This is a genomic window from Roseateles sp. So40a, from assembly GCF_048081605.1.
GTDB lineage: Bacteria > Pseudomonadota > Gammaproteobacteria > Burkholderiales > Burkholderiaceae_C > Roseateles.
This window is the reverse complement of the sequence record NZ_CP182288.1, coordinates 3,497,475-3,520,666: the sequence shown is the minus strand read 5'-3', so window position 1 is coordinate 3,520,666 and position 23,192 is coordinate 3,497,475. Positions and strand designations below refer to the sequence as shown.

The 23,192-nt window shown below is 70.2% G+C and carries 16 protein-coding genes; 8 read left to right on the top strand and 8 right to left on the bottom strand.

Features of this window, described 5'->3' with window-relative positions; all coding sequences use genetic code 11:
- Window positions 1-115: 115 nt before the first annotated feature.
- Window positions 116-1,654: a methyl-accepting chemotaxis protein gene (locus ACNI65_RS16010; RefSeq protein ID WP_416757907.1), complete on the bottom strand. Its 1,539-nt coding sequence runs from the start codon at window positions 1,652-1,654 to the stop codon at window positions 116-118.
- 181 nt (window positions 1,655-1,835) lie between these two features.
- Between ACNI65_RS16010 and ACNI65_RS16005 the strand changes: the two genes are divergently transcribed.
- Window positions 1,836-2,576: a TetR/AcrR family transcriptional regulator gene (locus ACNI65_RS16005; protein WP_416757906.1), complete on the top strand. Its 741-nt coding sequence runs from the start codon at window positions 1,836-1,838 to the stop codon at window positions 2,574-2,576.
- A 163-nt stretch (window positions 2,577-2,739) separates the two neighbouring features.
- Here the strand turns inward: ACNI65_RS16005 and phaP are convergent, their stop codons facing one another.
- The gene (phaP, locus tag ACNI65_RS16000) at window positions 2,740-3,297 is read right to left on the bottom strand and encodes a TIGR01841 family phasin (RefSeq protein WP_416763639.1); all 558 of its coding nucleotides are present in this window, start codon (window positions 3,295-3,297) and stop codon (window positions 2,740-2,742) included.
- 236 nt (window positions 3,298-3,533) lie between these two features.
- On the opposite strand from phaP, the gene ACNI65_RS15995 reads away from it, so the two are divergent.
- The 6 genes from ACNI65_RS15995 to ACNI65_RS15970 all read left to right on the top strand — a co-directional run bounded on the left by ACNI65_RS15995 (window position 3,534) and on the right by ACNI65_RS15970 (window position 9,485).
- Window positions 3,534-4,487: a histone deacetylase gene (locus ACNI65_RS15995; protein ID WP_416757905.1), complete on the top strand. Its 954-nt coding sequence runs from the start codon at window positions 3,534-3,536 to the stop codon at window positions 4,485-4,487.
- A gap of 30 nt (window positions 4,488-4,517) precedes the next feature.
- Entirely contained in the window at window positions 4,518-4,973 is a 456-nt protein-coding gene (locus ACNI65_RS15990) for an acyl-CoA thioesterase (protein ID WP_416757904.1), read from the top strand.
- Entirely contained in the window at window positions 4,970-5,701 is a 732-nt protein-coding gene (locus ACNI65_RS15985) for a nitroreductase (RefSeq protein ID WP_416757903.1), read from the top strand. The genes ACNI65_RS15990 and ACNI65_RS15985 overlap by 4 nt, the downstream gene beginning before the upstream one ends.
- A 112-nt stretch (window positions 5,702-5,813) precedes the next feature.
- The gene (locus ACNI65_RS15980; RefSeq protein WP_416757902.1) at window positions 5,814-6,797 is read left to right on the top strand and encodes a 2-hydroxyacid dehydrogenase; all 984 of its coding nucleotides are present in this window, start codon (window positions 5,814-5,816) and stop codon (window positions 6,795-6,797) included.
- A gap of 13 nt (window positions 6,798-6,810) precedes the next feature.
- Window positions 6,811-8,280 carry a DNA recombination protein RmuC gene (locus ACNI65_RS15975; RefSeq protein WP_416757900.1) on the top strand — a complete coding sequence of 490 codons (1,470 nt, stop codon included), beginning with the start codon at window positions 6,811-6,813 and terminating at the stop codon, window positions 8,278-8,280.
- Complete coding sequence (locus tag ACNI65_RS15970; protein WP_416757899.1) at window positions 8,277-9,485, top strand: MFS transporter; 1,209 nt, start codon at window positions 8,277-8,279, stop codon at window positions 9,483-9,485. The genes ACNI65_RS15975 and ACNI65_RS15970 overlap by 4 nt, the downstream gene beginning before the upstream one ends.
- 10 nt (window positions 9,486-9,495) lie before the next feature.
- Here the strand turns inward: ACNI65_RS15970 and ACNI65_RS15965 are convergent, their stop codons facing one another.
- Window positions 9,496-10,476, bottom strand: coding sequence for a hypothetical protein (locus ACNI65_RS15965; RefSeq protein ID WP_416757898.1), 981 nt, complete (start codon window positions 10,474-10,476; stop codon window positions 9,496-9,498).
- Between the two features lie 213 nt (window positions 10,477-10,689).
- Here ACNI65_RS15965 and ACNI65_RS15960 point away from each other — a divergent pair, with 213 nt between their 5' ends.
- Window positions 10,690-13,788, top strand: a complete 3,099-nt coding sequence (locus ACNI65_RS15960) for an EAL domain-containing protein (RefSeq protein WP_416757897.1) — start codon at window positions 10,690-10,692, stop codon at window positions 13,786-13,788.
- 72 nt (window positions 13,789-13,860) lie between these two features.
- On the opposite strand, the gene ACNI65_RS15955 is transcribed toward ACNI65_RS15960, so the two are convergent.
- From ACNI65_RS15955 to ACNI65_RS15935, 5 genes are all read right to left on the bottom strand, one after another.
- Complete coding sequence (locus tag ACNI65_RS15955) at window positions 13,861-15,918, bottom strand: M3 family metallopeptidase (protein WP_416757896.1); 2,058 nt, start codon at window positions 15,916-15,918, stop codon at window positions 13,861-13,863.
- 298 nt (window positions 15,919-16,216) lie between these two features.
- Window positions 16,217-18,313 (bottom strand): methyl-accepting chemotaxis protein, encoded by a 2,097-nt coding sequence (locus tag ACNI65_RS15950; RefSeq protein WP_416757894.1) that lies wholly within the window; start codon window positions 18,311-18,313, stop codon window positions 16,217-16,219.
- A 162-nt stretch (window positions 18,314-18,475) separates the two neighbouring features.
- Entirely contained in the window at window positions 18,476-19,018 is a 543-nt protein-coding gene (locus ACNI65_RS15945) for a chemotaxis protein CheW (protein ID WP_416757893.1), read from the bottom strand.
- Between the two features lie 22 nt (window positions 19,019-19,040).
- Window positions 19,041-20,954 carry a methyl-accepting chemotaxis protein gene (locus tag ACNI65_RS15940; protein WP_416757891.1) on the bottom strand — a complete coding sequence of 638 codons (1,914 nt, stop codon included), beginning with the start codon at window positions 20,952-20,954 and terminating at the stop codon, window positions 19,041-19,043.
- 62 nt (window positions 20,955-21,016) lie between these two features.
- Entirely contained in the window at window positions 21,017-23,176 is a 2,160-nt protein-coding gene (locus tag ACNI65_RS15935) for a chemotaxis protein CheA (RefSeq protein ID WP_416757890.1), read from the bottom strand.
- Window positions 23,177-23,192 lie beyond the last annotated feature (16 nt).

Below are 23,192 nucleotides of genomic sequence, written 5' to 3'. Positions count from 1 at the left end.
GCGAGCCCTCACCCCAACCCTCTCCCGCTTCGCGGGCGAGGGAGCAGCGCCCGCATGGCTCCCTCGCCCGCGAAGCGGGAGAGGGCGGGGGGTGAGGGCTCCGTGCAGTCCGCGGTCAGGACACCTTGAACACCGACACCACTTCCGCCAGGCGCTGCGCCTGCTCGCGCAGCGAGCTCGAGGCCGCGGTCGATTCCTCGACCAGCGCCGCGTTCTGCTGCGTCATCTGATCCAGGTGCGCCACCGCCTGGTTCACCTGCGCGATGCCATCGCGCTGCTCGGTCGAGGCGGCGGCGATCTCGCCCATCAGGTCGGTCACCCGGCGCACGCCCTGCACGATCTCATCCATCGCGCGACCAGCCTCGGCCACGTCCGACGAGCCGGCCTCGACCGTCTCCACCGAACGCGTGATCAGCGTCTTGATCTCCTTGGCCGCCTCGGCGCTGCGCTGCGCCAGCGTGCGAACCTCCGACGCCACGACCGCGAAGCCCTTGCCGTGCTCGCCCGCGCGCGCCGCTTCCACCGCCGCGTTCAGCGCCAGGATGTTCGTCTGGAACGCGATGCCGTCGATGGTGCCGATGATGTCGGCGATGCGGGTGGACGAGGCGCTGATCTCCTGCATCCGCGTCACGACCTGGCCCACGACCTGCCCGCCACGGGTGGCGCTCTCGGCCGCGCTGCCGGCCAGCTGGTTGGCCTGGCGTGCCGTGTCGGCGGACTGGCCGACCGCGCCGGTCAGCTGTTCCATGCTAGAGGCGGTTTCCTCGAGGTTGGACGCGGTCTGCTCGGTGCGGGCCGACAGGTCCTGGTTGCCCACCGCGATCTGCGAGGACGCGCTGGACACCGACTCCACACCATCGCGCACCTGCGCCACGACCGACTGCAGCTGGCCGACCATGCGCAGCAGCGCGGTCTGCAGCTGGGCCACCTCATCGCGGCCCTGGACCTGCAGCGAGCGCGTCAGGTCGCCGCCGGCCACCGCCTCGGCCAGTTGGACGGACGCTTCCAGCGGCCGCGTGATCTTGCGGGTGATGACGAAGCCCAGCACTCCGCCGATCGCCACGGCCAGCAGGCTCAGGCCGGCCATCATCCAGCGGCTGCGCGCATAGATCTCGTCGCCCAGCGCGTCGGCGGCGTTCGCGCCGTCGGTGTTGATCTGCACCAGTTCGTCCAGCGCCTTGCCCAGCGCTTCGTACTTCGGCAGGCCCTCGACGGCCAGCAGGCGCTTGGCCGTTTCCTCGTCGCCGCCGCGCGCGGCGTCGATCATCTTCGAGCTGTGGGCCAGGTAGTCCGACCACAGGCCGCGGATCTGGCGCAGCTTCTCGCCCTCGGCCGGCGAGGACACCAGCTTCTCGTAGCCGTTCAGGCGCTGCTCGATCGAATCGCGGCTCTGCGCGATCTTGTCGGCATCCGCGGCGCGCGCATTGCCCTCGGACAGGAACATCCGGTATTCGCGGGTGCGGAAACGGGTGACGTCCTGGTTGATCGCCTGCGCCGCGCGCGACGACGGCAGCCAGTTCTCGGCCATGTCGGTGGCGGTATCGTTGACACGGCCCAGCTGGAAGCTGGCCATCACGCCCAGCAGCGCGGTGATCAGGAGAACGGAACAGAAAGCCAGGCTGAGCTTGGCGCCCACGGACAGACGATCGAGCATGACGGAGTCTTTTTCAGGGGGTTGGCCCGGTCGAGATCCGGCTCGGGCATGCCGTTTGCACCGATTGTCGTACGTGTACGGAGAAGGTAAAGAAGCTCTCAACCAGGGTTCGTGACTATTTAACGAGACCCCCTGCATGAGATAACGTACGCCGACAATAACCTTTTGATACAGGCAAGCCGTGCGAAACAACGATCAGGACCCCGACCGCGAACGGCCCCGGCTGCGTCGCGGCCCCGCGGAGATGGCGGCGCTCAAGCGCGAGATGCTGGAGCGCGCCCGCAAGATCTATCGCGACGAGGGCGTGGAAGCGCTCAGCATGCGACGCCTGGCGCAGGAGCTGGGCATCTCGACGATGGCCATCTACAGCTACTTCGAGAGCAAGAAGGCGCTGCTGGACGGGCTGTGGATCGAGGTCTTCGAGTCGCTGACCGATGAGCTGCTGGACGCGTCCAAGGGCCAGCGCGGCGCGCGCAAGGTGCTGGAGGCCCACACCCGCTGCCTGCTGGACTTCTGGGAGCGCCATCCGGAGCAGTTCCGCATGATCTACATGTCGCTGACGCAGACCGGCACGCTCGAGGAGATCGGGCAGGCGCAGCAGCCGGTCTACAACCGCCTGCTGGGGCTGATGCGCGAACGGGTCGCGGCCTGCGCGCCGGACGGCTTCGAGCCCGACGAGGTGGCGATCCGCTCGATGTGCGACCAGATGTCGGTGCGCACGATGGGCTTCCTGATGATGACGATCGGGCTGCCGCGTTACCCGCTGTACGACCGCGAGGCGCTGCGCGAGTTCACCGTCACCGGCGTGCTGCGCGACGTCGCGGACCAGTACGCCCGGCTGGCGGGTGTCGCCTCGGGGCATCCGGGCGAACAGCGGAGCACCGGCTCGGTGCCCGTGTCCCCGCTTGGGGCGACGGACTGATCAGGGCCATCGACTGATCAACTGATCAGCTGATCGGATTGCGGGGCCCGGCGCCGTCCAGGCAAAAAAAAAGCCCAGCGTGATGCTGGGCTTGAAGGGCACTTGGGAAGCCGAGCTTCCTTGGGTACCGAGGAGACAACCGATACGGCAACTGTCGAATCGCTCAGGCCGCGGCGCGCTTGGCGGTGCGGGAAGCGGTCTGGGTTGCCTTCACCGCCGTGCTGGTCACGGCGTTGAAGTTGGATTCCGCGATCTCGGAGGCTTGCTTGGCGGCCTTGTGCAGACTTTCGTATGCGTTGTTGGCCGCGGCAACCGCCGACTTCACCAAAGCAACAGCATTTTCCGTGCCAGCCGGTGCGTTCTTGGTCGCGTTGTCGACGACGGCGCCGAACTTGACCTGCGCGTCCGAGACTTGCGACTCGGCCAGCTTCACGAATTCCGAGGACGTCGCGGTGGCGATGTCGTACAGGTGGCGGCTGTAGGCCACGGCCTTTTCAGCGGACGGCTGCAGCAGCGCGGCTTGCAGCGCGAAGAACTCTTGCGGGTCCTTGACCGCGATCGCCTGCTGGGCGGTCTCGGCGGCTTCGCCGAGCGCGGTCTTGGCGACCTGCAGGTTCAGCTCGACCAGCTTCTCGTAGCCTTCGAAGGCCTTGGCGGTGAGGCCGAAGAGAGAGGCTTGCAGGTTCTTTTGTTGGTCGAGCACTTGGTCAGCGGTCAGCATTGAGAGATCTCCTTGAAGGTGTGAGGGGGTCAGCCAGGGAACACTCGGCAGGCTGAGCGCCGGCGCATCGCGTTTGTTGCGGTGCAGCATGGAATCAGTATAGGACCGCCACCCATGATTGCAAGCACTTTTTGTGCATTGCAGCAAAAGTACGAAATGCGCTCTTCAGACGACGTTTTGGGAGCGTCGCGGCGAGGATTCAACGGGTTCGGCGGGCTCTGCTACGGTCTCGCACCATGCTCGCCTTCCATTACGACCATTTGACGCTGGCCCTGCCGCCGGGGCACCGTTTCCCGCAGTCCAAGTACCAGATGCTGCGCGAGCGCGTGGAACGCGAGCCCGGCCGGATGCGCCTGCGCGTGACCGAGCCGGCCGATCCCGCCACGCTGGCGCTGGCGCACACGCCGGACTACATCGACGCGGTGATGCACGGCACGCTGAGCGAGGCGGCCCAGCGCGAGATCGGTTTCCCCTGGGCGCCGGGACTGCCGCGGCGCTCGTTGAGCTCGGTCGGCGCGACGATCGCCGCGGCGCGCGCCGCCCTGGAGGAGGGCGTCGCCGCCAGCCTGGCGGGCGGCACGCACCATGCGTACGCGGACAAGGGCAGCGGCTTCTGCGTCTTCAACGACGTGGCGGTGGCCGCGCGGCTGATGCAGGCCGAATGGCACCGCGCCCATCCGGAGCGCCCCGCGCTGCGCGTGCTGGTCGTGGACCTGGACGTCCACCAGGGCAATGGGACCGCGAGCATCTTCCGCGATGACGACAGCGTGTTCACGCTCTCGATCCACGGCGAGAAGAACTTCCCGTTCCGCAAGGAAGCGAGCGACCTGGACGTCGGCCTTCCGGACGCTTGCGGCGACGCGGTCTACCTCGACGCGCTGGACGAGGCGCTGGACGAGGTCTGGCGCCGCATGGCCGATCGGCCGCCCGGGCTGGCGTTCTACCTGGCCGGCGCCGATCCGCACGAGCGCGATCGGCTGGGCCGGCTCAAGCTGAGCGCAGACGCGCTGCTGCGCCGGGACGAACGCGTGCTGCGCGCGCTGGGCGATCGCCGGATCCCGGTCGCGCTGAGCATGGCCGGCGGCTACGGCGAGGACCTCGCCGTGACGGTGGAGGTCCAGCGGCGCACGCTCGCCGCGGCGGAGCAGGCCTGGACGCGTTGGCAGGCCAGTAGCGCGGGCGACACCTGACCCCGCGCGCTGATGGAAGAATCCGCGTCCATGAGCGCTGAACCGACCGACCGCCCCCAGCCCGAGCCGCGCGAGGCCTTCGCCCGGTTCGTGCCCGTACCCACGCGCTGGATGGACAACGACGTCTACGGCCACCTGAACAACGTCGTCTACTACAGCCTCTTCGACACCGCGGTGAACCGCTACCTGATCGAGCAGGGCGCGCTGGACCTGCACCAGGGCGAGGTCATCGGCCTCGTCATCGAGACCCACTGCAACTTCTTCGCCTCGCTGGCCTTCCCGCAGCACGTCGAGGCCGGCCTGCGCGTGACCCGCCGCGGGCGCTCCAGCGTCCGCTACGAGATCGGCCTGTTCGCCGAGGGCGAAGCGCTGTGCGCCGCGCGCGGCCACTTCGTCCATGTCTACGTCGACCGCGACACCCGCCGGCCCGTGGCCGCGTTGCCCGATTCCTACGTCACCGCGCTGCGCGCGCTGGAGCTCCCATGACCTCGCCCGATCCGCACCTGAATCCGTTCACCGCGCCCACGCCCGAGCAGTCCGCCGCCGTGGACGCCGCCATCGTCACGCGGCACTCGATGCGCGCCTTCCTGCCCACGCCGGTGCCGCGCGCGCTGATCGAGGAGCTGCTCACCGTCGCCGCCCGCGCGCCCTCGGGCACCAACACGCAGCCCTGGCAGGTGCACGTGCTCACCGGCGCGGCCAAGGACCGGCTCGTCGCGCGCATCCAGTCCGTCTACGACGACCCCGAGGAACTCGCCACGCACATCGAGGAATACGCCTACTACCCGCGCGAATGGGTCTCGCCCTACATCGACCGCCGCCGCAAGGTGGGCTGGGACCTGTACGGCCTGCTGGGCATCACCAAGGGCGACAAGCTGCGCATGCATGAGCAGCACGGCCGCAACTACCGCTTCTTCGACGCGCCGGTCGGGCTGATGTTCACCATCGACCGCGTCATGCAGCAGGGCAGCTGGCTGGATTACGGCATGTTCCTGCAGAACCTCATGATCGCGGCGCGCGGCCGCGGCCTGCACACCTGCCCGCAGGCGGCCTTCACGCAGTTCCACCGCGTGATCGGCGAGGAGCTCGGCCTGGGGCCGGACCAGCAGGTCGTGTGCGGCATGTCGCTGGGGTACGCCGACCCGGCGGCCGTCGAGAACACGCTGGTCACCGAGCGCGATCCGGTCGCGTCGTTCACGCGCTTCATCGAGTGAGGTCCGCCGTGACGCGATGAGGTGACACGCCGGCGCGCGCGTGGGCGATCCGCGCGCCGCGGTCCCGGGGCGCCGTCCTACAGTTGGCGCTTCCCTGCAAGGAGATGCGTCCATGAGCAAGCCCAGCGTCCTGGTGGCCCGCAAGACCTTCGACGACATCGTCGACCGGCTGCGCCCGCACTTCGAGGTCGAGGTCAACCCCAGCGACACCGGCTGGTCCCAGGACGAGCTGATCCGCCGCCTGCAGGGCAAGGCCGGCGCGTACATCTCCGGCGGCGACAGGATCGACGCGAAGCTGCTCGACGCCTGCCCCGGTCTCAAGGCTGTCTGCACGATGGCCGTGGGCTACAACAACATCGACGTGCCCGCGTGCACCGCGCGCGGCGTGCTCGCGACCAACGCGCCGGACGTGCTCACCGAGACCACCGCCGACTTCGGCTTCGCGCTGATGATGGCCACCGCGCGCCGCATCACCGAGAGCGAACACTTCCTGCGCCGGGGCGAGTGGAAGGAGTGGTCGGTGCGGATGTTCGCCGGCGCCGACATCCACGGCGCCACGCTGGGCGTGCTGGGCATGGGCCGCATCGGCGCGGCGATCGCGCGGCGCGGCCATCTCGGCTTCGGCATGCCCGTGATCTATCACAACCGCTCGCGCCTGCCCGCCGACCAGGAAGCGCCGCTGGGCGCGCAGTGGGTCGAGAAGGACGAGCTGCTGCAGCGCGCCGATCACCTCGTCATCGTCGTGCCCTACAGCGCGTCGTCGCACCACCTGATCGGCCAGCGCGAGCTGCGCCTGATGAAGAAGACCGCGACGCTGACCAACATCGCGCGCGGCGGTGTCGTCGACGACGCGGCGCTGGCCGCCGAGCTCAAGGCCGGCACGATCGCCGCCGCGGGCCTGGACGTCTTCGAGGGCGAACCCGCCGTCCATCCCGAGCTGCTGACGTGCACGAACGTCGTGCTGACCCCGCACATCGCCAGCGCCACGATCGCCACGCGCCGCGCGATGAGCGACCTGGCCGTCGACAACCTGATCGCCGCGCTCACCGGTGGCGTGCCGCCCACGGCGCTCAATCCCGAGGTGCTCAAGCGCTGAGAGAATCCGGCGCATGAATCTGTCCTTCCCGATGGTCGTGGTCCTGGTGGCCATGGCCCTGATGCTTCTCCTCGTGATCGTGCTGGTGGCCGTCGTGATGCGGCGCCTCTCGCGCAGCGACTCGTCCGGCGGCCTGGAGCCGCTGATGCAGCAGTCCAACGAGCGCCTCGAGCGGCTCGAGCGCGGACTGCGCGATGAACTGGGCCGCGTGAACACCGGTCTGCGCGAGGAAGTCGGCCGCGGCAACGCCGGGCTGCGCCAGGAGACGCTGGCGACGCTCACGCAGTTCCAGCAGGCGCTGATGGCGCAGGGCGGCGACACCGCGCGCTCGCAGAACGAGCAGATCGATGCCTTCCGCGTGCAGCTCGCGCAGCTGCAGCAGTCGCTGGCGCAGCAGGCCGCCAGCGCGCGCGAGGCGCAGGACGCCGCGGCCTCGCGCACGACCACCGTGCTCACCGAGCAGCTCCAGGCGCTGGCCCAGCGCAACGAGGCGGGCCTCGCGGAGACGCGCCGCACCGTCGAGGCGCGGCTGCAGTCCATCCAGCAGGACAACGAGAAGAAGCTCGAGCAGATGCGGGCGACCGTCGACGAGAAGCTGCACGCGACGCTGGAACAGCGCCTGGGCGAGAGCTTCAAGCAGGTCGCCGAGCGGCTGGAGCAGGTCTACCGCGGCCTGGGCGAGATGCAGACGCTGGCGCGCGACGTGGGATCGCTCAACCGCGTGCTGACCAACGTGAAGACGCGCGGCATCTTCGGTGAGGTGCAGCTCGCCGCGCTGCTGGAGCAGGTGTTCACGCCGGAGCAGTACGCCGCCAACGTCGAGACCGTGCCCCACACCGGCGCGCGCGTGGAGTTCGCGCTCAAGCTGCCCGGTCAGCGCGACGACGGCGTGCCGATCTGGCTGCCCATTGACGCGAAGTTCCCGCGTGAGGATTACGAGCGGCTGCTCGAGGCGCAGGAACGCGCGGACGCGCCGGCCGCAGAGATCGCCGGCCGGGCCATCGAGACCCGCCTGCGGCTGGAGGCCAAGTCCATCCGCGAGAAATACCTCGGCCCGCCGCACACGACCGACTTCGCGCTGCTGTTCCTGCCCACCGAGGGCCTGTATGCCGAGGCGCTGCGTCGCCCCGGGCTGACCGAAGCCCTGCAGCGCGAGCACAAGGTGATGCTGGTCGGCCCGACGACGCTGCTGGCCACGCTGTCCAGCCTGCAGATGGGCTTCCGCACGCTGGCGCTGGAGAAGCGCTCGGCGGAGGTGTGGGAAGTGCTGTCGGCGGTGAAGACGGAGTTCGGCAAGTTCGGCGACGTGCTGGCCAAGACGAAGAAGAAGCTCGAGGAAGCCAGCAACACCATCGACGCCGCGGAGGTCCGCACCCGCGCGATGACGCGCCGGCTCAAGACCGTCGAGGCGCTGCCCGAGGACCAGATGTCGCGCGTGCTGCAACTGGGCCAGGCCGCCGATGAGGAAGGCCCGGCCGGATGAGCGACGACGCCCCAGCGAGCGAGAGCGGCCGTGGCGGCTACACCGGACTGAGCGCCGGATTCGCCGCGGTCATCGCGTCGCTGGTGGCGGTGCATGCCTGCATGGCGACGACGCGGGTCTCGGCCACGCTGTGGGTGCTGCATCAGGGCTACGGCGGCGGCTACGTCGGCGTGCTGCTGAGCCTGTTCGCGGTCGCGCCGCTGGGCCTGTCGATGTGGGCGGGACGTCTGGCGGATCGTCACGGTTTCCACCGCCCGGTGGGCATCGGGGTCGCGATGGCCTTCGCCGGCGCGGTGATCGCGCTGGTCGCGCAACTGCTGGGCGCGTTGTGGCTGCTCGCGCTGGGCTGCCTGCTGTGCGGCGGCGCGGTCGCGGTGTCGGCCGTCGCCATCCAGCGCGAGGCCGGCCTGATGGCGCACGACGCGTCGCAGCTCAAGCGCGTGTTCAGCTGGGTGGCGCTCGGGCCGGCGCTGTCCAACGCGCTGGCGCCGGTGATCACCGGCATCGTCATCGACACGGCCGGCTTCACCGCGGCGCTCGTGCTGTCGACGCTGCTGCCGCTGGCGGCCTGGGCCGTTGCGCGCCGGGTGCCGCGCCATCCGCCCGCGCACCACGTCGGCGGCGCCAAGCCGCGGCCGGCCTGGGACCTGCTCAAGGACAAGGGGTTGCGCAACCTGCTCATCGTCAACGTGGCGATGTCGTCCTGCTGGGACGCGCACAGCTTCGTCGTGCCGGTGGTCGGTCATGCGAAGGGGCTGTCGGCGTCCAGCATCGGGCTGGTGCTGGGCAGCTTCGCCACGGCGGCGACGCTGGTGCGGCTGGCCATCGTGCGCTGGGCCCATCGCATCGACGAGGTGAAGGCCCTGCGCGCGGCGATGGGTGTGGCCACGCTGACGCTGATCGTCTACGCGTGGCTGCCGGGCACGCTCGGGCTGATGCTCGGGTCGGCGGTGCTGGGACTGGCCCTGGGCGCCGTGCAGCCGATGGTGCTCGCGACGATGCACCAGGTGACGCCGCCGGACCGCCACGGTCAGGCGCTGGGCCTGCGCATGCTCGCGGCCAACGGCGCGACGGTGGCGATGCCGCTGGGCTTCGGCGTGCTGGCCACGGCCAGCGTGGCGGCGGCGCCGCTGTGGCTGATGGCTTCGGTGCTGGTGGGCGCGCAGTGGGCCGCGCGTCAGATCGAGGCGCCGCCTTCGCGCTGAGCCTCCCGCGTCACTCGCCCGGCGCCACGGCGACCTGTCGCCGCGCTTCCTTGTGCTTCATCGTCACGTACTCGTCCAGCGACTGCTCATGCAGTTGGAGCGCGTAGCGCTCGGTGGCCGCGTACCAGTCGCGCAGGCGCCGGTCCAGGCGTTGCTCCGAGGGCGCGGGCAGCGTGTCGAGGTAGGACTCGATCGCGAGGAAGTAGCGCATCGTGTTGCGTTCCGCGATGCCCTGGATGCCGCCGACATAACGCGGCTTGCCCGCGTCGTCGCGGCCCACGACGGTGAAGCCGACCTTGTCGCGTCCCGAGGTCGACAGGTAGGCGCTGGTGGCCACGCGCGCGGCGAGGTTGTTCACGTAGGCATACCGCAGCCGCACGAAGCTGCGCTTCGCATCCAGCGGCACGGCTTCGAACGTGAGGCGGTAGTTGCTTGTGCCCATCGGTCCCTTGGACGCGCTCATCTCGACGAGCAGGTATTGCGGCTGCGCGGCCACCACCTGGTAGCGGAAGTCCAGTGCGTAGGCATCCTCGATGGGCTGATCGAACTTGCGCCCGACGGCCATGTGCAGGGTCGCGCCCGGGGCGGTGTCGTCCTCGACGGCGCAGCGCTTGACGTTGGCCGGCAGCGTCAGCAGGTCGCACCAGGCCTCGGCGCTGCGCAGCGCGCCGGACAAGGTGCCGAAGGGGTGCTCGACGACGGCATGCATCTCGCCAGTGGGGCGCTCGGTGTCATCCAACGACTTCAGCACGATGGGCCGCTGGAAGGCGCTGCGCGTGAGCTGCGGGGCGAGCTGCTCGTACTGGGCGCGCAGGCCCGCGCCCTGCTGCGCGGAGACTTCGGTGGCGATCAGCAGCAGGCCGAGCAGCAGCGCGGCGTGGCTCAGCCAGAAGAGGGGGCCATGGTGCCCGTGACCATGAGCGGGGCCCTGGTGGGCCGACCGGGAATTCCTGCCGAAAGGAGGGAGGTGCCAATGAGGATGAGCTCGCATGTCGATCTCCAGCGCCCGGCCGGGAGGCCGAAGCCGTTGTCTTGAGCGTTCTTTGAGCGTTCTCTTCAGCTTATGCGGGCGAATCGCGTGCCTGCGTCGGCGGGTGTCGGGGCCTGGTGTCGGACAAGGCCTCGCAATCGCTCGCAAGCCCTCGCGGCAGGCGCCGTCCCATCGCCTACGATGGCCGCCGTGAATGGAAGGAGGGAGTTCCGCATGCACGCGAAGAAGAGCGCCGGAGGACGGTGGCCGTCCCGTTGGGCCTGGGCGCAGGTGCTGCTCGCGTTGCTGGTCACGGCGGCCGTGGCGATGCTGTGGTTCTCGCGCTGGCAGGCCGGGCCGCTGGCGCGACTGGATGGCCTCGTGCAGGACGCGCAAGCGCAATGGCGGGGCCGGCTCGCGCCGGGCACGACCTATCCGATCACGCTGGTCCGATTCGATGACGCCAGCGCCGCGCGCTTCGGTGGCATGGCACCGGGCCGGCCGCTGCTGACCGACGCGATCACGCGGCTGCAGGCGGCCAAGCCGCGGCTGATCGCCGTGGACATGCTGCTGCTCGACGCCAAGCCCGACAGCGACGCCGCGCTCGCCGCGGCGATGCGCGGCGGCGTGCCGGTGCTGCTGCCCTTCGCGTTGCCGCCGGCCAATGGAGTCCCGGGGAGCACGGCCGCGAGCGCGCCGGTCCCGGCCGCGCTGCTCGCGCAGGCCTACCTGCGCGCGGAGGGCGCGCCGCGCAGCGCGCTGCAGCCTGAGCGCGCCGAGGCGCCGCCCGAGCCGCTGCTGTCGGCGGCGAAGTCGCTGGGTCATGTGCAGGCCGAGCGCGAGGTCGACGGCAGCCTGCGCCACGACCTGCCCGCGCTGGCGCTGGACGGCGAGGTCTATCCCTCGCTCGCGCTCCACATCGCCGGCGACGCGATGCGCCAGCCCTGGTCCGAGGCCACGCTGCGCTGGAGCCGCGACGTGCGCTGGGGCTCGCTGCGCGTGCCGCTGGACCTGCTCTCGCGCCAGGGCGTCAACTACTACGGGCCGGCCGGCACCTTCGCGTCGGTCTCGCTGGCCGACCTGATCGACGGCCGCGTGCCCGAGGACGCGCTGCACAACCGCATCGTGATCCTGGGCGTGTCGGCGCAGGGCGCGGGCGACCCTGTTTCCACGCCCTTCGATGCCGGCCTGCCGGGCATGGAGCGCTTGGCCACGGTGGTCGACAACATCCTCACCGGGCGCACGCTGACGCGGCCGGCGTGGGCGTCACTGGCGGAACTCGGCGCGCTGATCCTGCTGCCGCTGCTGTGCGCGGCGCTGCTCGCGCGCGGTGCGCTGTGGCGCGGGCTGCTGGGCGTGGCGCTGCTGATCGGTGGCGGGCTCGCCGCCGCGCAGTGGGCCTTCGAGGAGCTCTTCCTCGTGCTCTCGCTGGCCTATCCGCTGCTGGCGGTGGCCGGGGCGAGCGTGGGCGCGCTGAGCCTGCGCGCGCTGGCGGACCAATCCCGGCGGCGCGAGGCGCTGCGCCGGCTCACCGTCAGCGAGGAACGCTACGCGCTGGCCGCGCGCGGCGCCAACGACGGGCTCTGGGATTGGGACATCGGCGGCGACCGGCTGGAGGTCTCGGCGCGCTGGCTCGCGCTGATGGGCGAGCCGATGCCCGACGACGATCGCGCACGCCAGGCCGCGGAGGCCACGGGCATGGCACGCTTCACGCGTCCGCTGGACGAGGCCGCCGCGGCGCTGTTCCGCGCGGACCTGGACGCGCACCTGCAAGGGCGCAGCCAGCAGTTCCACCATGTGCTGCATTTCGAGCAGGGCGGCCAGCGGCGCGCGCTGCTGGCGCGGGGCGTGGCGGTGCCCGACGAGGCGCTCGCTCGCGGCGGCAAGCGCCGGCGTATGCGCGCGAAGCCCGCGACGCCCGGCCATCCGCCGAAGCCGGCGCGCATGGCGGGCTCGCTCACCGACATCAGCGAGAACGAGCGCCTGCACGAGCAGGTCGCGCATGACGCGCTGCATGACCGGCTCACCGGCTTGCCCAACCGCGCGCTGTTCATGGAGCTGGTCGCGCAGCGGCTCGCGCATCCGACGCCGGGCGTGCCGATCGGGCTGGCGCTGGTGGGCCTGGACGACTTCCGCGCGTTCAACGAGCGCCATGGGCTGGTCGCCGGCGACGCGGTGCTGGTCGAGAGCGCGCGGCGCCTGTCCGGCGGCACGACGCGCAACACGCGCGGCGGACGCGTGGTCGCGCGGCTGGGCGCGGATCTGTTCGGGCTGCTCTTCGAGGCCCGCATCGAGGCCGGCGCGCTGGTCGATCGCGTGCCCGAATGGGCGCTGGCGCGCATCGAGGAGCCGTTCCCGTCGGAGTCCATCGGCCCGCAGCGCCTGTCGGCCTGCGCGGGCTGGGCGTTCACCGGTCAGGGCAACTTCAGCCCCGACGATCTGCTGGCCGCCGCGGAAAGCGCGCTCGCGCGGGCGAAGGCGGCCGGTGCCGGCCATGCGAAGCTCTTCGATCCGGCGCAGCAGCTGGTGGAGCAGTCACGCCGCTGGGTGCGCGACAACATCGCGCGCGGACTGCAGGCCGGCGAGTTCCAGCTGCACTACCAGCCCTTCGTGAGGCTGTCGGACCGCGCGCTGCTCGGCTTCGAGGCGCTGATCCGCTGGCAGCATCCGACGCGCGGCATGGTGATGCCGGGCGACTTCATCCCGGTGGCCGAGGAGAGCGGCCAGATCGTGGAGATCGGGCGCTGGACGCTGATCGAGGCCGCGCTGCAACTGCGGCGCTGGCGCGAGATCGGCTTCAAGGGCGAGATCGCGGTGAACGTCTCCGGCGTGCAGCTGGAGCGCGATGTCGAGCTGCTCGAGGACGCGCGTGAGACGCTCAAGGCCCTGGGCGACGTGCCAGCCTCGCAGCTCAAGTTCGAGGTCACCGAGAGCATGGCGATGGCCAATCCGCAGCGCAGCGCCGAGGTGCTGCAGGAACTGGCGGGGATGGGATTCAAGCTCTCGATCGACGATTTCGGGACGGGCTACTCGTCGCTGGCGTATCTGCACCGCTTCCCGTTCGACACGCTCAAGATCGACCGCAGTTTCGTGATGCGCCTGTCCGCGGGCCGCGAGGCCCTCGAGATCGTGCGCACGATCGTGGGCCTGGCGCGGGCGCTGGGCAAGCAGACGCTGGCCGAGGGCGTCGAGGACGAGACGCAGGCGGCGATGCTGGAAGAGCTCGGCGTGCAGGTCGCGCAGGGCTGGCTGTTCGCCAAGGCCCTGCCGGCCGAGGACGCGAAGCGGCTCATCCAGACGGTGCCCTGGAAGAAGCCGCCTCCGGTCACTTGATGGTGATCGTGCCCACGGCGACGCCGTCGCCGCGGCCGTCGCTGTGATCAGCGCGGCCGGGGTCCGGAGGGCTCAGGCCATCCCTTGATGCCGCAGCAGCGCGTCGATGGTGGGCTCGCGGCCGCGGAAGGCCTTGAAGTTGTCCATCGCGTCGCGCACGCTGCCCATGGACAGGATCTCGTCGAGGTAGCGCCGGCCCGTGGCCGGATTGAACACGCCTTCCTCCTCGAACGCGCTCCAGCAGTCGGCCGAGAGCACCTCCGCCCACTTGTAGCTGTAATAACCCGCCGCGTAGCCGCCCGCGAAGATGTGCGAGAAGCTGTGCTGGAAGCGGTTGAATGCCGGCGGCGGCAGCACCGCGACCTCGGCGCGCACCTCGTCGAGCACCTCCTGGATGCGGGTCTCGGCGCCGGGCTCGGCATGCAGCCGCATATCGAAGAGCGCGAACTCGATCTGGCGCAGCGTCTGCAGGCCGGCCTGGAAGTTCTTGGCGGCCAGCATCTTGTCGAACAGCGCGCGCGGCAGCGGCTCGCCGGTGTCCACATGCGAGGACAGCTGCTGGATCACTTCCCACTCCCAGCAGAAGTTCTCCATGAACTGGCTGGGCAGCTCGACCGCGTCCCACTCGACGCCGGAGATGCCCGACACGCCCAGCTCCGCCACGCGCGTGAGCAGGTGGTGCAGGCCGTGGCCGCATTCGTGGAACAGCGTCGTGACGTCGTCATGCGTGAGCAGCGCGGGCTTGCCGTCGGCGCCCTGCGGGAAGTTGCAGACCAGGTGCGCCACCGGGATCTGCTCGGTGCCGGCGCCGCCGGTCGACGCCGCGGGCCGGGCCCAGCGGCTGCGCACCTCGTCCATCCACGCGCCGGGGCGCTTGCCCGGGCGCGCGTACAGGTCGAGGTAGACCTGGCCGATCAGCTGCCCGTCGCGGCGCAGCTCGCAGAACTGCACCGACTCGTCCCACACCGATGCCTTCGCAGGCACCAGCTGCACGCCGAAGAGCTTGTCGACGATGCGGAACAGGCCGTCCAGCACGCGCGGCAGGGTCAGGTATTGCCGGACCTCCTGGTCGGAGAACGCGTAACGCGCCTCCTTGAGCTTCTCCGACACATAGGGCAGGTCCCAGGCCTGCGGATCCTCGAGCTGCAGCGCCGCCTTGGCGAAGTCGCGCACCTCGTCCAGGTCGCGTTGCGCGTAGGGGCGGGCGCGGGCGGCGAGGTCGCGCAGGAACTCGATCACCTGGGCCGGGGAGCTCGCCATCTTGGGCACCATCGAGGCCTCGGCGAAGTTGGCGTAGCCCAGCAGCTTGGCTTCTTCCTGGCGCAGCATCAGCAGTTCCTGCATCAGCGGGCCGTTGTCCCAGTCGGGCTTGTCGCCCAGCTCGCTGGCGCGCGTGACGTAGGCGCGGTACAGGCGCTCGCGCAGCGCGCGGTCCTCGGCGTACTGCATCACCGGCATGTAGACGGGGAAGTGCAGCGTGAGCTTGTGCAGGTCGGTGTCGGTCTGGCCGTCCTTCTCGGCGGCGGCGCGCGCGTTGGCGATGACGTCCGGCGGCACGCCCTTGAGCTCCGCGGCGGTCGCCAGGTAGCTCCAGCCGTCGGTGGCGTCCATCACGTGCTCGGAGAAGGCCTGGCCCAGCTCCGCGGCGCGTTCCTGGATCTTGACGTAGCGCTCCCTGGCCTCGCCCTCGAGCTCGGCGCCGGCGAGCACGAAGTCGCGCACGGCGTGCTTGAGGAGCTGCGCGCGCTCGGGCGACAGGCCCGGTTGCGCGGCGATCGCCTTGTACTTGGCGAAGAGCGCCTCATTGGCGCCCAGCGCGGTGGAGAACTCGGTCACCGCGGGCAGCATCGCGTTGTAGGCCTCGCGCAGGGCAGGGGTGTTGGCGACGGCGTTGAGGTGGCCGACGGCGCCCCAGGCCGTGCCCATGCGCTCGGAGGCGACGTTGAGCGTGCGGGAGAGGAAGTCGTAGTCGGCGGGGGCGTCCGGAGCGGTGACCTGGTCGAGCGCCTGCTGGGCCTGGGCCAGGAGTTCGGTGATCGCCGGCTGGATGTGCGACGGGTCGATCGCGGCGAAGTCGGGCAGCGACGCTTGGGAGAGCAGCGGGTTCGCTGCGGCGGAGGTGTCGGTCATGCAGGCCTCGTGAGTCTGGCGAAAGTCCGGGACAGTGTCTCAGCCTTTCGCGCGCGTGAGCGCGGGAGCTTTCTATCGTGGGGACAGGGCCCGGACTATCAAGTCCGGGGCTTCCCCATCACGAGGCGGGATTGTCCTGCGGCGGCCACCGAGGTCGCGCGATGGTCTTCTTGCTCCCTCGCCCGCGAAGCGGGAGAGGGTGGGGTGAGGGCTCGGGTGAGGCAAAGTGCCCTGCGCAGAGCCCTCACCCCCGCCCTCTCCCGCTCCGCGGGCGAGGGGGCTTCCAGTGGCGCTGCAATCAGAAAGTTTCCCAGTCGCCGTCCGGGGCTGACGGAGCGGCCTTGGGCGGCGGCGGATCGACCGGCTTGGGTGCCGGCTTCGGCGCGGCTGCCTTGGCGGGCTTGGCCGCGCCATTCGACGCCGCCCGAGCCACCGGCTTCGGCGTGGCCTTCGGTGCCGGGCTCGGCGCCGCCACATGTGCCGCGATCGGCGCGTGACTCGCGGGCGCGGCCGCCGGCGTCGCTGCGGTCTTGTGCGCGCTCACCGGCTTGTGGCTCTTCGCCACCACGCTCATCGGCGCGCCATGCCCTTCCTGCCCGAGCCGGAACACCGACACGATCTCGGTCAGCTTGTGGGCCTGATCCTTCAGGCTCTCCGCCGCCGCGGCCGATTCCTCCACCAGCGCCGCGTTCTGCTGCGTCATCCGGTCGAGCTGCACCACCGCGTCGTTGACCTGCGCGATGCCGCTGCTCTGCTCGGTGGACGCCGCGGTGATCTCGCCGATGATGTCCGTCACCCGCTGCACGCTGTGCACGATGTCGTTCATCGACTCGCCCGCCGCCTGCACCAGCCGCGTGCCGGCCTCGACGCTGTTGACGCTCGCGCCGATCAGCGACTTGATCTCCTTGGCTGCCTCGGCGCTGCGTTGCGCCAGCGTCCGGACCTCGCCCGCCACGACCGCGAACCCACGCCCCTGCTCGCCGGCACGCGCGGCTTCCACTGCCGCGTTCAGCGCCAGGATGTTGGTCTGGAACGCGATGCCGTCGATGGTGCCGATGATGTCGTTGATGCGCCGCGAGCTCGCGCTGATCTCGTCCATCGTCGAGACCACCTGGCCCACGACCTCGCCACCGCGCGCCGCGGCGCTCGAGGCGCTGGAGGCGAGCTGGTTGGCGGTCTGCGCCGCGTCGGCGGTCTGACGCACCGTCGCGGTCAGCTCCTCCATCGACGACGCCGCCTGCTGCAGGTTCGAGGCCGTCTGCTCGGTGCGTTGCGACAGGTCCTGCGCGCCGATGGCGATCTCGCTGGACGCCGTCGTGATCGAGTTGCTGGCCGCGCGCACGTCCAGCAGGATGCGCTGGATCTTCTCGGCGAAGACGTTGAACGAGGACGCGATCCGGCCGACCTCGTCGCGCCCGCCCGCGGGCAGCCGCTGCGTCAGATCGCCGTCGCCGGCGCTGATGTCGTCCAGCGCCACGCGCACCTGGTCCACGCCGCGCAGCATCGCGGTGATCGTGCCGGTCATCGCCAGCGCCGCCACCGCCATCATGATGAGCGCCGTGATCACCGCCGTGCGCAGCAGCGCGCTCAGCGAGGCCAGCGCCTCGTCCTTCTTCGCCGCGACGAACAGCTGCCAGTCGGTGTCGGGAATCGGGGTGCCGCTGATGAGGAAGGCGTCGCCGCCGACCTGCGCCTCGACCCAGCCGGCCTTCGGATCCAGCGCCGTGGCCAGACCTTCGGGCGTCAGCTGCTCGGACACCGCCGTCGCGCCCTTGAGCGCGAGCTTCGCATCGGGGTGCGCGACGATCTTGCCGTCCTTGGACATCAGGAACGCGAAGCCGCCCGGCGTCGGCTTGATCGCTTGCACCGTGGCCACGACGTCGTCCAGGAACACGTCGGTGGCGATGACCGCCTTGGTGCCGCCGCCGCTCTTGTCCGCCGCCGCGAAGGTCACCACGAGCCGGCCCTTGGACGCGTCCATGTAGGGCGCCGTCAGCACGGTGCCGGAGGCGCCCGCGGCGCCGGTGTACCAGGGACGGCTGGTGGGGTCGTAATCCGCCGGCAGGTTCTGCGGCGTGTTGAAGACGATCTTCTTGTCGGCGAAACCGACGTAGGCGGCCTCGAGCCGGCCGGACTTCGCCGCCTGTTGCAGCAGCGGCACGGGATCGGCGGCGGCCACGGCGGGCTGCAGCGAGGCGACGATGTCGCGCTGCGTGCGCACCCATTGCCGGATGGCGTCGGCGCGCGCGGCGGCCAGCTCATCGAGCGCCTCCGAGACCTGCTGGCGCGTGTGGCCCCGCACGGTCACGTAGTTGGCGATGGTGATCGCCAGCAGCGTCAGGGCCACGATGCCCACGCCCAGCGAGATCAGCCGGGTCTTGATCGAGTCGAACATGCACGGACTCCTAGGCTCATGCCGGGCGATTCCCGCTCTCGGCACCTTCCCCCCGCGTTCCCGCTCTCACGACGCTCTCTCGCGCCGCCGCATCGCCGCCTGATCCCAGGCCGATGCGGACCGATCAAAAGAAACGCCCGGTCAGGCCGGGCGTTCGTTCGATCAGGCAGTGGTCATCGCATCCATCAGGCCCATGTCCGCGCTGGACATCAGCCCTTCGATGTCGATCAGGATCAGCATGCGCTCGGCGACCGCGCCGATGCCCATGATGAAGCTGGTGTTGACCGTGCTGGCGCTCAGCTCCGGCGCCGGGCGGATCGCGTCGCGATTCAGCTCCAGCACGTCGGACACCGAGTCCACCACCGCGCCCACGACGCGGTTCTTCACGTTCAGCACGATGACGACGGTGAAGCCGTTGTACTCGGCCGTCGCGCAACCCAGCTTCAGGCGCAGGTCCACGATCGGGACGATGACGCCGCGCAGGTTGACCACGCCCTTGATGAAGTCGGGCGCGTTGGCGATGCGGGTCGGCTGCTCGTACGAGCGGATTTCCTGCACCTTCAGGATGTCGATGCCGTATTCCTCCTGACCCAGGCGGAAGGTCAGGTACTCGCCGCTGGCGGGCGCGGCGCTGGCACCTTGCGGGACCAGAGCGCCGGAGTTCGCGTGGGCGACTTGCGTGCCGGTTTGTTGAACGATTTCCATGTGCTTGACCTCGTGCGGCTGATTAGAAGGTTTCCCAGTCGCCATCGGGGGCGGTGGTGGCCGGCTGTGCCGGCGGGGGAGTGAACGGGGCAGCGGCCTTGGCCGCGGGCTTGGGGGCCGATTTGACCGCCGGTTTGGCGCTCGCCGTCGTCGCGGCCCTGGACGCCGTCGCCTTCGGCGCGGCGGACTTCACGGGAGTCGTGACCGGCTTCGGCGCGGCGGGCTTGAAGCTCGCGGCGGACGACGTCGATGACGACAGCGACGACGCGGGCTTGGCCGAGAAGGACGTGTTGCCTGACGCGGTGCTCGACGAGGCCGCCGGGGTCGTCGACTTCGCGGTGAACGCGGTGGCCGACAGCGCGCCGGCGTTGCCCGACACGCGGAAGCGGTCGACCACGCCGCCCAGGCGCTCGGCCTGGTCCTTGAGGCTCTCGGCGGCGGCGGCGGACTGCTCCACCAGCGCGGCGTTCTGCTGCGTCATCTGGTCCAGGTTGCTCACGCCCTGGTTGACCTGGCTGATGCCGTCGCTCTGCTCGCTGGACGCGGCGGTGATCTCGCCGATGATGTCCGTCACGCGCTGCACGCTGGAGACGATGTCGCTCATCGTCGTGCCGGCTTCCTGCACCAGGCGCGAGCCGGTCTCGACGCGCTCGACGCTGGCGCCGATCAGGGTCTTGATCTCGCGCGCCGCTTCGGCGCTGCGCTGGGCCAGCGAGCGGACCTCGCCGGCCACGACCGCGAAACCGCGGCCCTGCTCGCCGGCGCGGGCGGCTTCGACCGCCGCGTTCAGCGCCAGGATGTTGGTCTGGAACGCGATGCCATCGATCGTGCCGATGATGTCGCTGATGCGCTTGGAGCTGGCGTTGATCTCGTCCATCGTCGAGACCACCTGGCTCACCACCTCGCCGCCCTTGGCCGCCGCGCCCGAGGCGGAGGAGGCCAGCTGGTTGGCGGTGCGCGCCGAATCGGCGGTCTGCTTGACGGTGCCGGTCAGCTGCACCAGCGAGGAGGCAGCCTCCTGCAGGTTGGACGCGGTCTGCTCGGTGCGGCTGGACAGATCCTGGTTGCCGGTGGCGATCTCCACCGACGCGGTGCGGATCGAGTCCGCAGCCGTGCGCAGCTGCGTGACCATCGCCTGCAGCGCTTCCTGCATGTGGTGCAGCGAGCGCATCAGCTTGGACGCTTCATCGACACCCTCGACCGGCTTCATCGCGCGGGACAGGTCGCCCTCGGCGATCGCCTCGGCCAGCGCCTCAGCCTCGGCCAGCGGCGCGCAGATGGTCTGCATGTTCAGCAGCGTCAGCGGCACCACGACGATCGCGGCGAACACCAGCACCAGGCCGAAGGTCCACAACACGCCGCCCTGGGTCTTCTCGATGCCGGCGCGCATGTCGTCGGCCTGCACCTGCATCCGCTTCTCGACCTCGTCGAGCTGCTTCTCGGCCTGCGCGACCTGGTCCTTGGCCGCGCCCAGCAGGCGGTCGGCCACGGCGGCATGGTCATAGGCGCCCGCCTCGAGCTGCGTGACGACGTTGGACGCCTTCTGCGCGTAGCCCTCCAGCGAGGCCTTGATCTGCTGCAGTACCGCCTTGTCCTCGTCGGGGCTCAGCGCCGCGACGGCTTCCAGGTGCTCGGCCGCGGCCTTGCGCGATGCATCCCACTTCGCGTGGGCCTGCTTCACGGCCTCGGGCTTCTCGTAGTTGATGATCATGTCCTTCTCGTAGCGACGGATCTCTCCCATCGCGCCGTGAAGGGCGCCCACGCGCTGGCCGCGGGTCGCGGATTTCTCCAGGAATTCCTGCGTCTGGCCGCGCATCGACTGCATGCCGAAAAGCCCGACGCTGCCGACCACCATCAGCAGTGCGAGCACGATGCCGATGGCCCCGATCATGCGGGTCCGGATGCTGAATTGCCGCATCAATGCGCTGAAATTCATGTCTACCTCTTATGCATTCGGCGCCGACCGCGCGGCCGGCGCCTGCCCTCGAACAGCGGGGCTCAATGGCGCGAGCGACGCACCAGGCTGCCCACGTCCAGGATCAACGCGACGCGGCCGTCGCCCATGATGGTGGCGCCGGAGACATCGGTGACCTTGCGGTAGTTCGCCTCCAGGTTCTTCACCACGACCTGCTGCTGGCCGAGGAGCTCGTCCACCAGCAGCGCGACGCGGCCGCCCTCGGCCTCGACGACGACCATGATCGAGCTGACGTGCTCGAAGTCGAAGCGGGGCACGTTGAACACCTGCTCGAGCTCCACGACGGGCATGTACTCGTCACGGACCTCGACCACGCGACCCGAGCCGCCGACGGTCTTGATCGTGTCGGACTGGACCTGGAAGGACTCGACCACCGACGACAGCGGCAGGATGTAGACCTCTTCGCCCACGCCCACGCTCATGCCGTCCATGATGGCCAGCGTCAGCGGCAGCCGCACCGAGACCTTCATGCCGTAGCCCTCGGCGGAGTCGATCTCCACCGTGCCGCCCAGCGAGGTGATGTTCTTCTTCACCACGTCCATGCCGACACCGCGGCCGGAGACATCGGTGACCTGGTCCGCGGTCGAGAAGCCCGGCGCGAAGATCAGGCCCCAGACTTCCTGGTCGGTCATCGTGTCGGGCGCGTCGATGCCCTTCTCGCGGGCCTTGCGGATCAGCTTCTCGCGATTCAGGCCGCGGCCGTCGTCGCGGACCTCGATGACGATGGAGCCGCCCTGATGGGAGGCGACCAGCGTGATCGTGCCCTGCTCGGGCTTGCCCTTGGCCAGGCGGTCGGCGGGCGACTCGATGCCGTGGTCGCAGCTGTTGCGCACCAGGTGGGTCAGCGGGTCGGTGATCTTCTCGACCAGGCCCTTGTCCAGCTCGGTGGCTTCACCCTGCGTGACCAGCTCGACCTTCTTGCCGAGCTTGGCCGCCAGGTCGCGCAGCATGCGCGGGAAGCGGTTGAACACGACCGACATCGGAATCATGCGGATGGACATGACCGATTCCTGCAGGTCGCGCGTGTTGCGCTCCAGGTCGGCCAGGCCCGAGGCCAGCTGCTGATACAGGCCCGGATCCAAGTTGCGGCTGTTCTGCGCCAGCATCGCCTGCGTGATGACGAGCTCGCCCACCAGGTTGATCAGCTGGTCGACCTTCTCGACCGACACGCGCAGCGTGGACTGGTCGGGGCCGGCCGCGGCGGCGCGCGGGGCGACCTCGTTGCGGGCCGGCGCGGCGGGCTTGGCCGCGGTCGCCGGCACGTTGGCCTTGGGCGCGGCGGCAGCGGCGGCTTCCGCGGCCTTGACCTCGGCGGCGGTCGCCTCGGGCACGCCCGGGGCATCGTCGAAGAAGCCGTAACCCGGGTCCTCGACCTTGGCCTCCACCGGCGGCGCGCCGGGCGCGCCCTCATGGAAGCCGAAGCCCTCGCCCAGCGGCAGGATCTTGACCTGCTCGCGCGAGACGTGGAAGGTGAACAGGTCCAGCAAGTCGTTGTCGGTGCTGCTGGTCAGGACCTTGAAACGGCGCATGCCGTCGGCGGGGATCCCGCCGTCCAGCGGCTCGATCGTGCCCAGGTCGGTGATTTCCTTGAACAGCTCGACGAGGTTGTCGGCCTGCGCGGCGTCGCTCAGCGGGCCCACCAGCAGCTCGAGCTGGCGCACGCTGGACTTCAGCGGCGCGGGCGCGGGCGTGGGGGCGGCTGCCGGGGCAGGGGCCGCGGCCGCGGGGGCCGGCGCGGGTGCGCGCGTGCCATCCAGCGTGCCGCCGTCCACCAGCGTGCGGATGCTGCTCAGCAGGTCCGAGGTGTCGACGGCGTCGGCACCGGAGCCCTGGTGACGCGCGAGCTGCGCCTTGAGCGCGTCGCCCGACTGCAGCAGCACGTCCACCATCGGCGAGGTCGGCGCCAGTTCATGGCGGCGCAGCTTGTCCAGCAGCGTCTCCATCTGGTGCGTCAGCTCGGCCACGTCGTTGAAGCCGAACGTCGCCGCGCCGCCCTTGATCGAGTGCGCGCAGCGGAAGATGGCATTCATCTGCTCATCGTCCGGGTTGTCGATGTCCAGGTTCAGCAGCAGCTGTTCCATGTTGTCGAGGTTCTCCCCGGCTTCCTCGAAGAAGACCTGGTAGAACTGGCTCAGGTCGATGCCTGCGCCGAGGTTTGCGCCTTCGGAGGTCATATCTCCCATGAATCTCTCCAGCTCG

Excerpts from the sequence above, each read along its gene's own strand:
- ACNI65_RS16010 (WP_416757907.1), bottom strand. The coding sequence starts at position 1,654 with ATGCTCGATCGTCTGTCCGTGGGCGCCAAGCTCAGCCTGGCTTTCTGT.
- phaP (WP_416763639.1), bottom strand. The coding sequence starts at position 3,297 with ATGCTGACCGCTGACCAAGTGCTCGACCAACAAAAGAACCTGCAAGCC.
- ACNI65_RS15995 (WP_416757905.1), top strand. The coding sequence starts at position 3,534 with ATGCTCGCCTTCCATTACGACCATTTGACGCTGGCCCTGCCGCCGGGG.
- ACNI65_RS15990 (WP_416757904.1), top strand. The coding sequence starts at position 4,518 with ATGAGCGCTGAACCGACCGACCGCCCCCAGCCCGAGCCGCGCGAGGCC.
- ACNI65_RS15985 (WP_416757903.1), top strand. The coding sequence starts at position 4,970 with ATGACCTCGCCCGATCCGCACCTGAATCCGTTCACCGCGCCCACGCCC.
- ACNI65_RS15980 (WP_416757902.1), top strand. The coding sequence starts at position 5,814 with ATGAGCAAGCCCAGCGTCCTGGTGGCCCGCAAGACCTTCGACGACATC.
- ACNI65_RS15975 (WP_416757900.1), top strand. The coding sequence starts at position 6,811 with ATGAATCTGTCCTTCCCGATGGTCGTGGTCCTGGTGGCCATGGCCCTG.
- ACNI65_RS15970 (WP_416757899.1), top strand. The coding sequence starts at position 8,277 with ATGAGCGACGACGCCCCAGCGAGCGAGAGCGGCCGTGGCGGCTACACC.
- ACNI65_RS15965 (WP_416757898.1), bottom strand. The coding sequence starts at position 10,476 with ATGCGAGCTCATCCTCATTGGCACCTCCCTCCTTTCGGCAGGAATTCC.
- ACNI65_RS15960 (WP_416757897.1), top strand. The coding sequence starts at position 10,690 with ATGCACGCGAAGAAGAGCGCCGGAGGACGGTGGCCGTCCCGTTGGGCC.
- ACNI65_RS15955 (WP_416757896.1), bottom strand. The coding sequence starts at position 15,918 with ATGACCGACACCTCCGCCGCAGCGAACCCGCTGCTCTCCCAAGCGTCG.
- ACNI65_RS15950 (WP_416757894.1), bottom strand. The coding sequence starts at position 18,313 with ATGTTCGACTCGATCAAGACCCGGCTGATCTCGCTGGGCGTGGGCATC.
- ACNI65_RS15945 (WP_416757893.1), bottom strand. The coding sequence starts at position 19,018 with ATGGAAATCGTTCAACAAACCGGCACGCAAGTCGCCCACGCGAACTCC.
- ACNI65_RS15940 (WP_416757891.1), bottom strand. The coding sequence starts at position 20,954 with ATGAATTTCAGCGCATTGATGCGGCAATTCAGCATCCGGACCCGCATG.
- ACNI65_RS15935 (WP_416757890.1), bottom strand. The coding sequence starts at position 23,176 with ATGGGAGATATGACCTCCGAAGGCGCAAACCTCGGCGCAGGCATCGAC.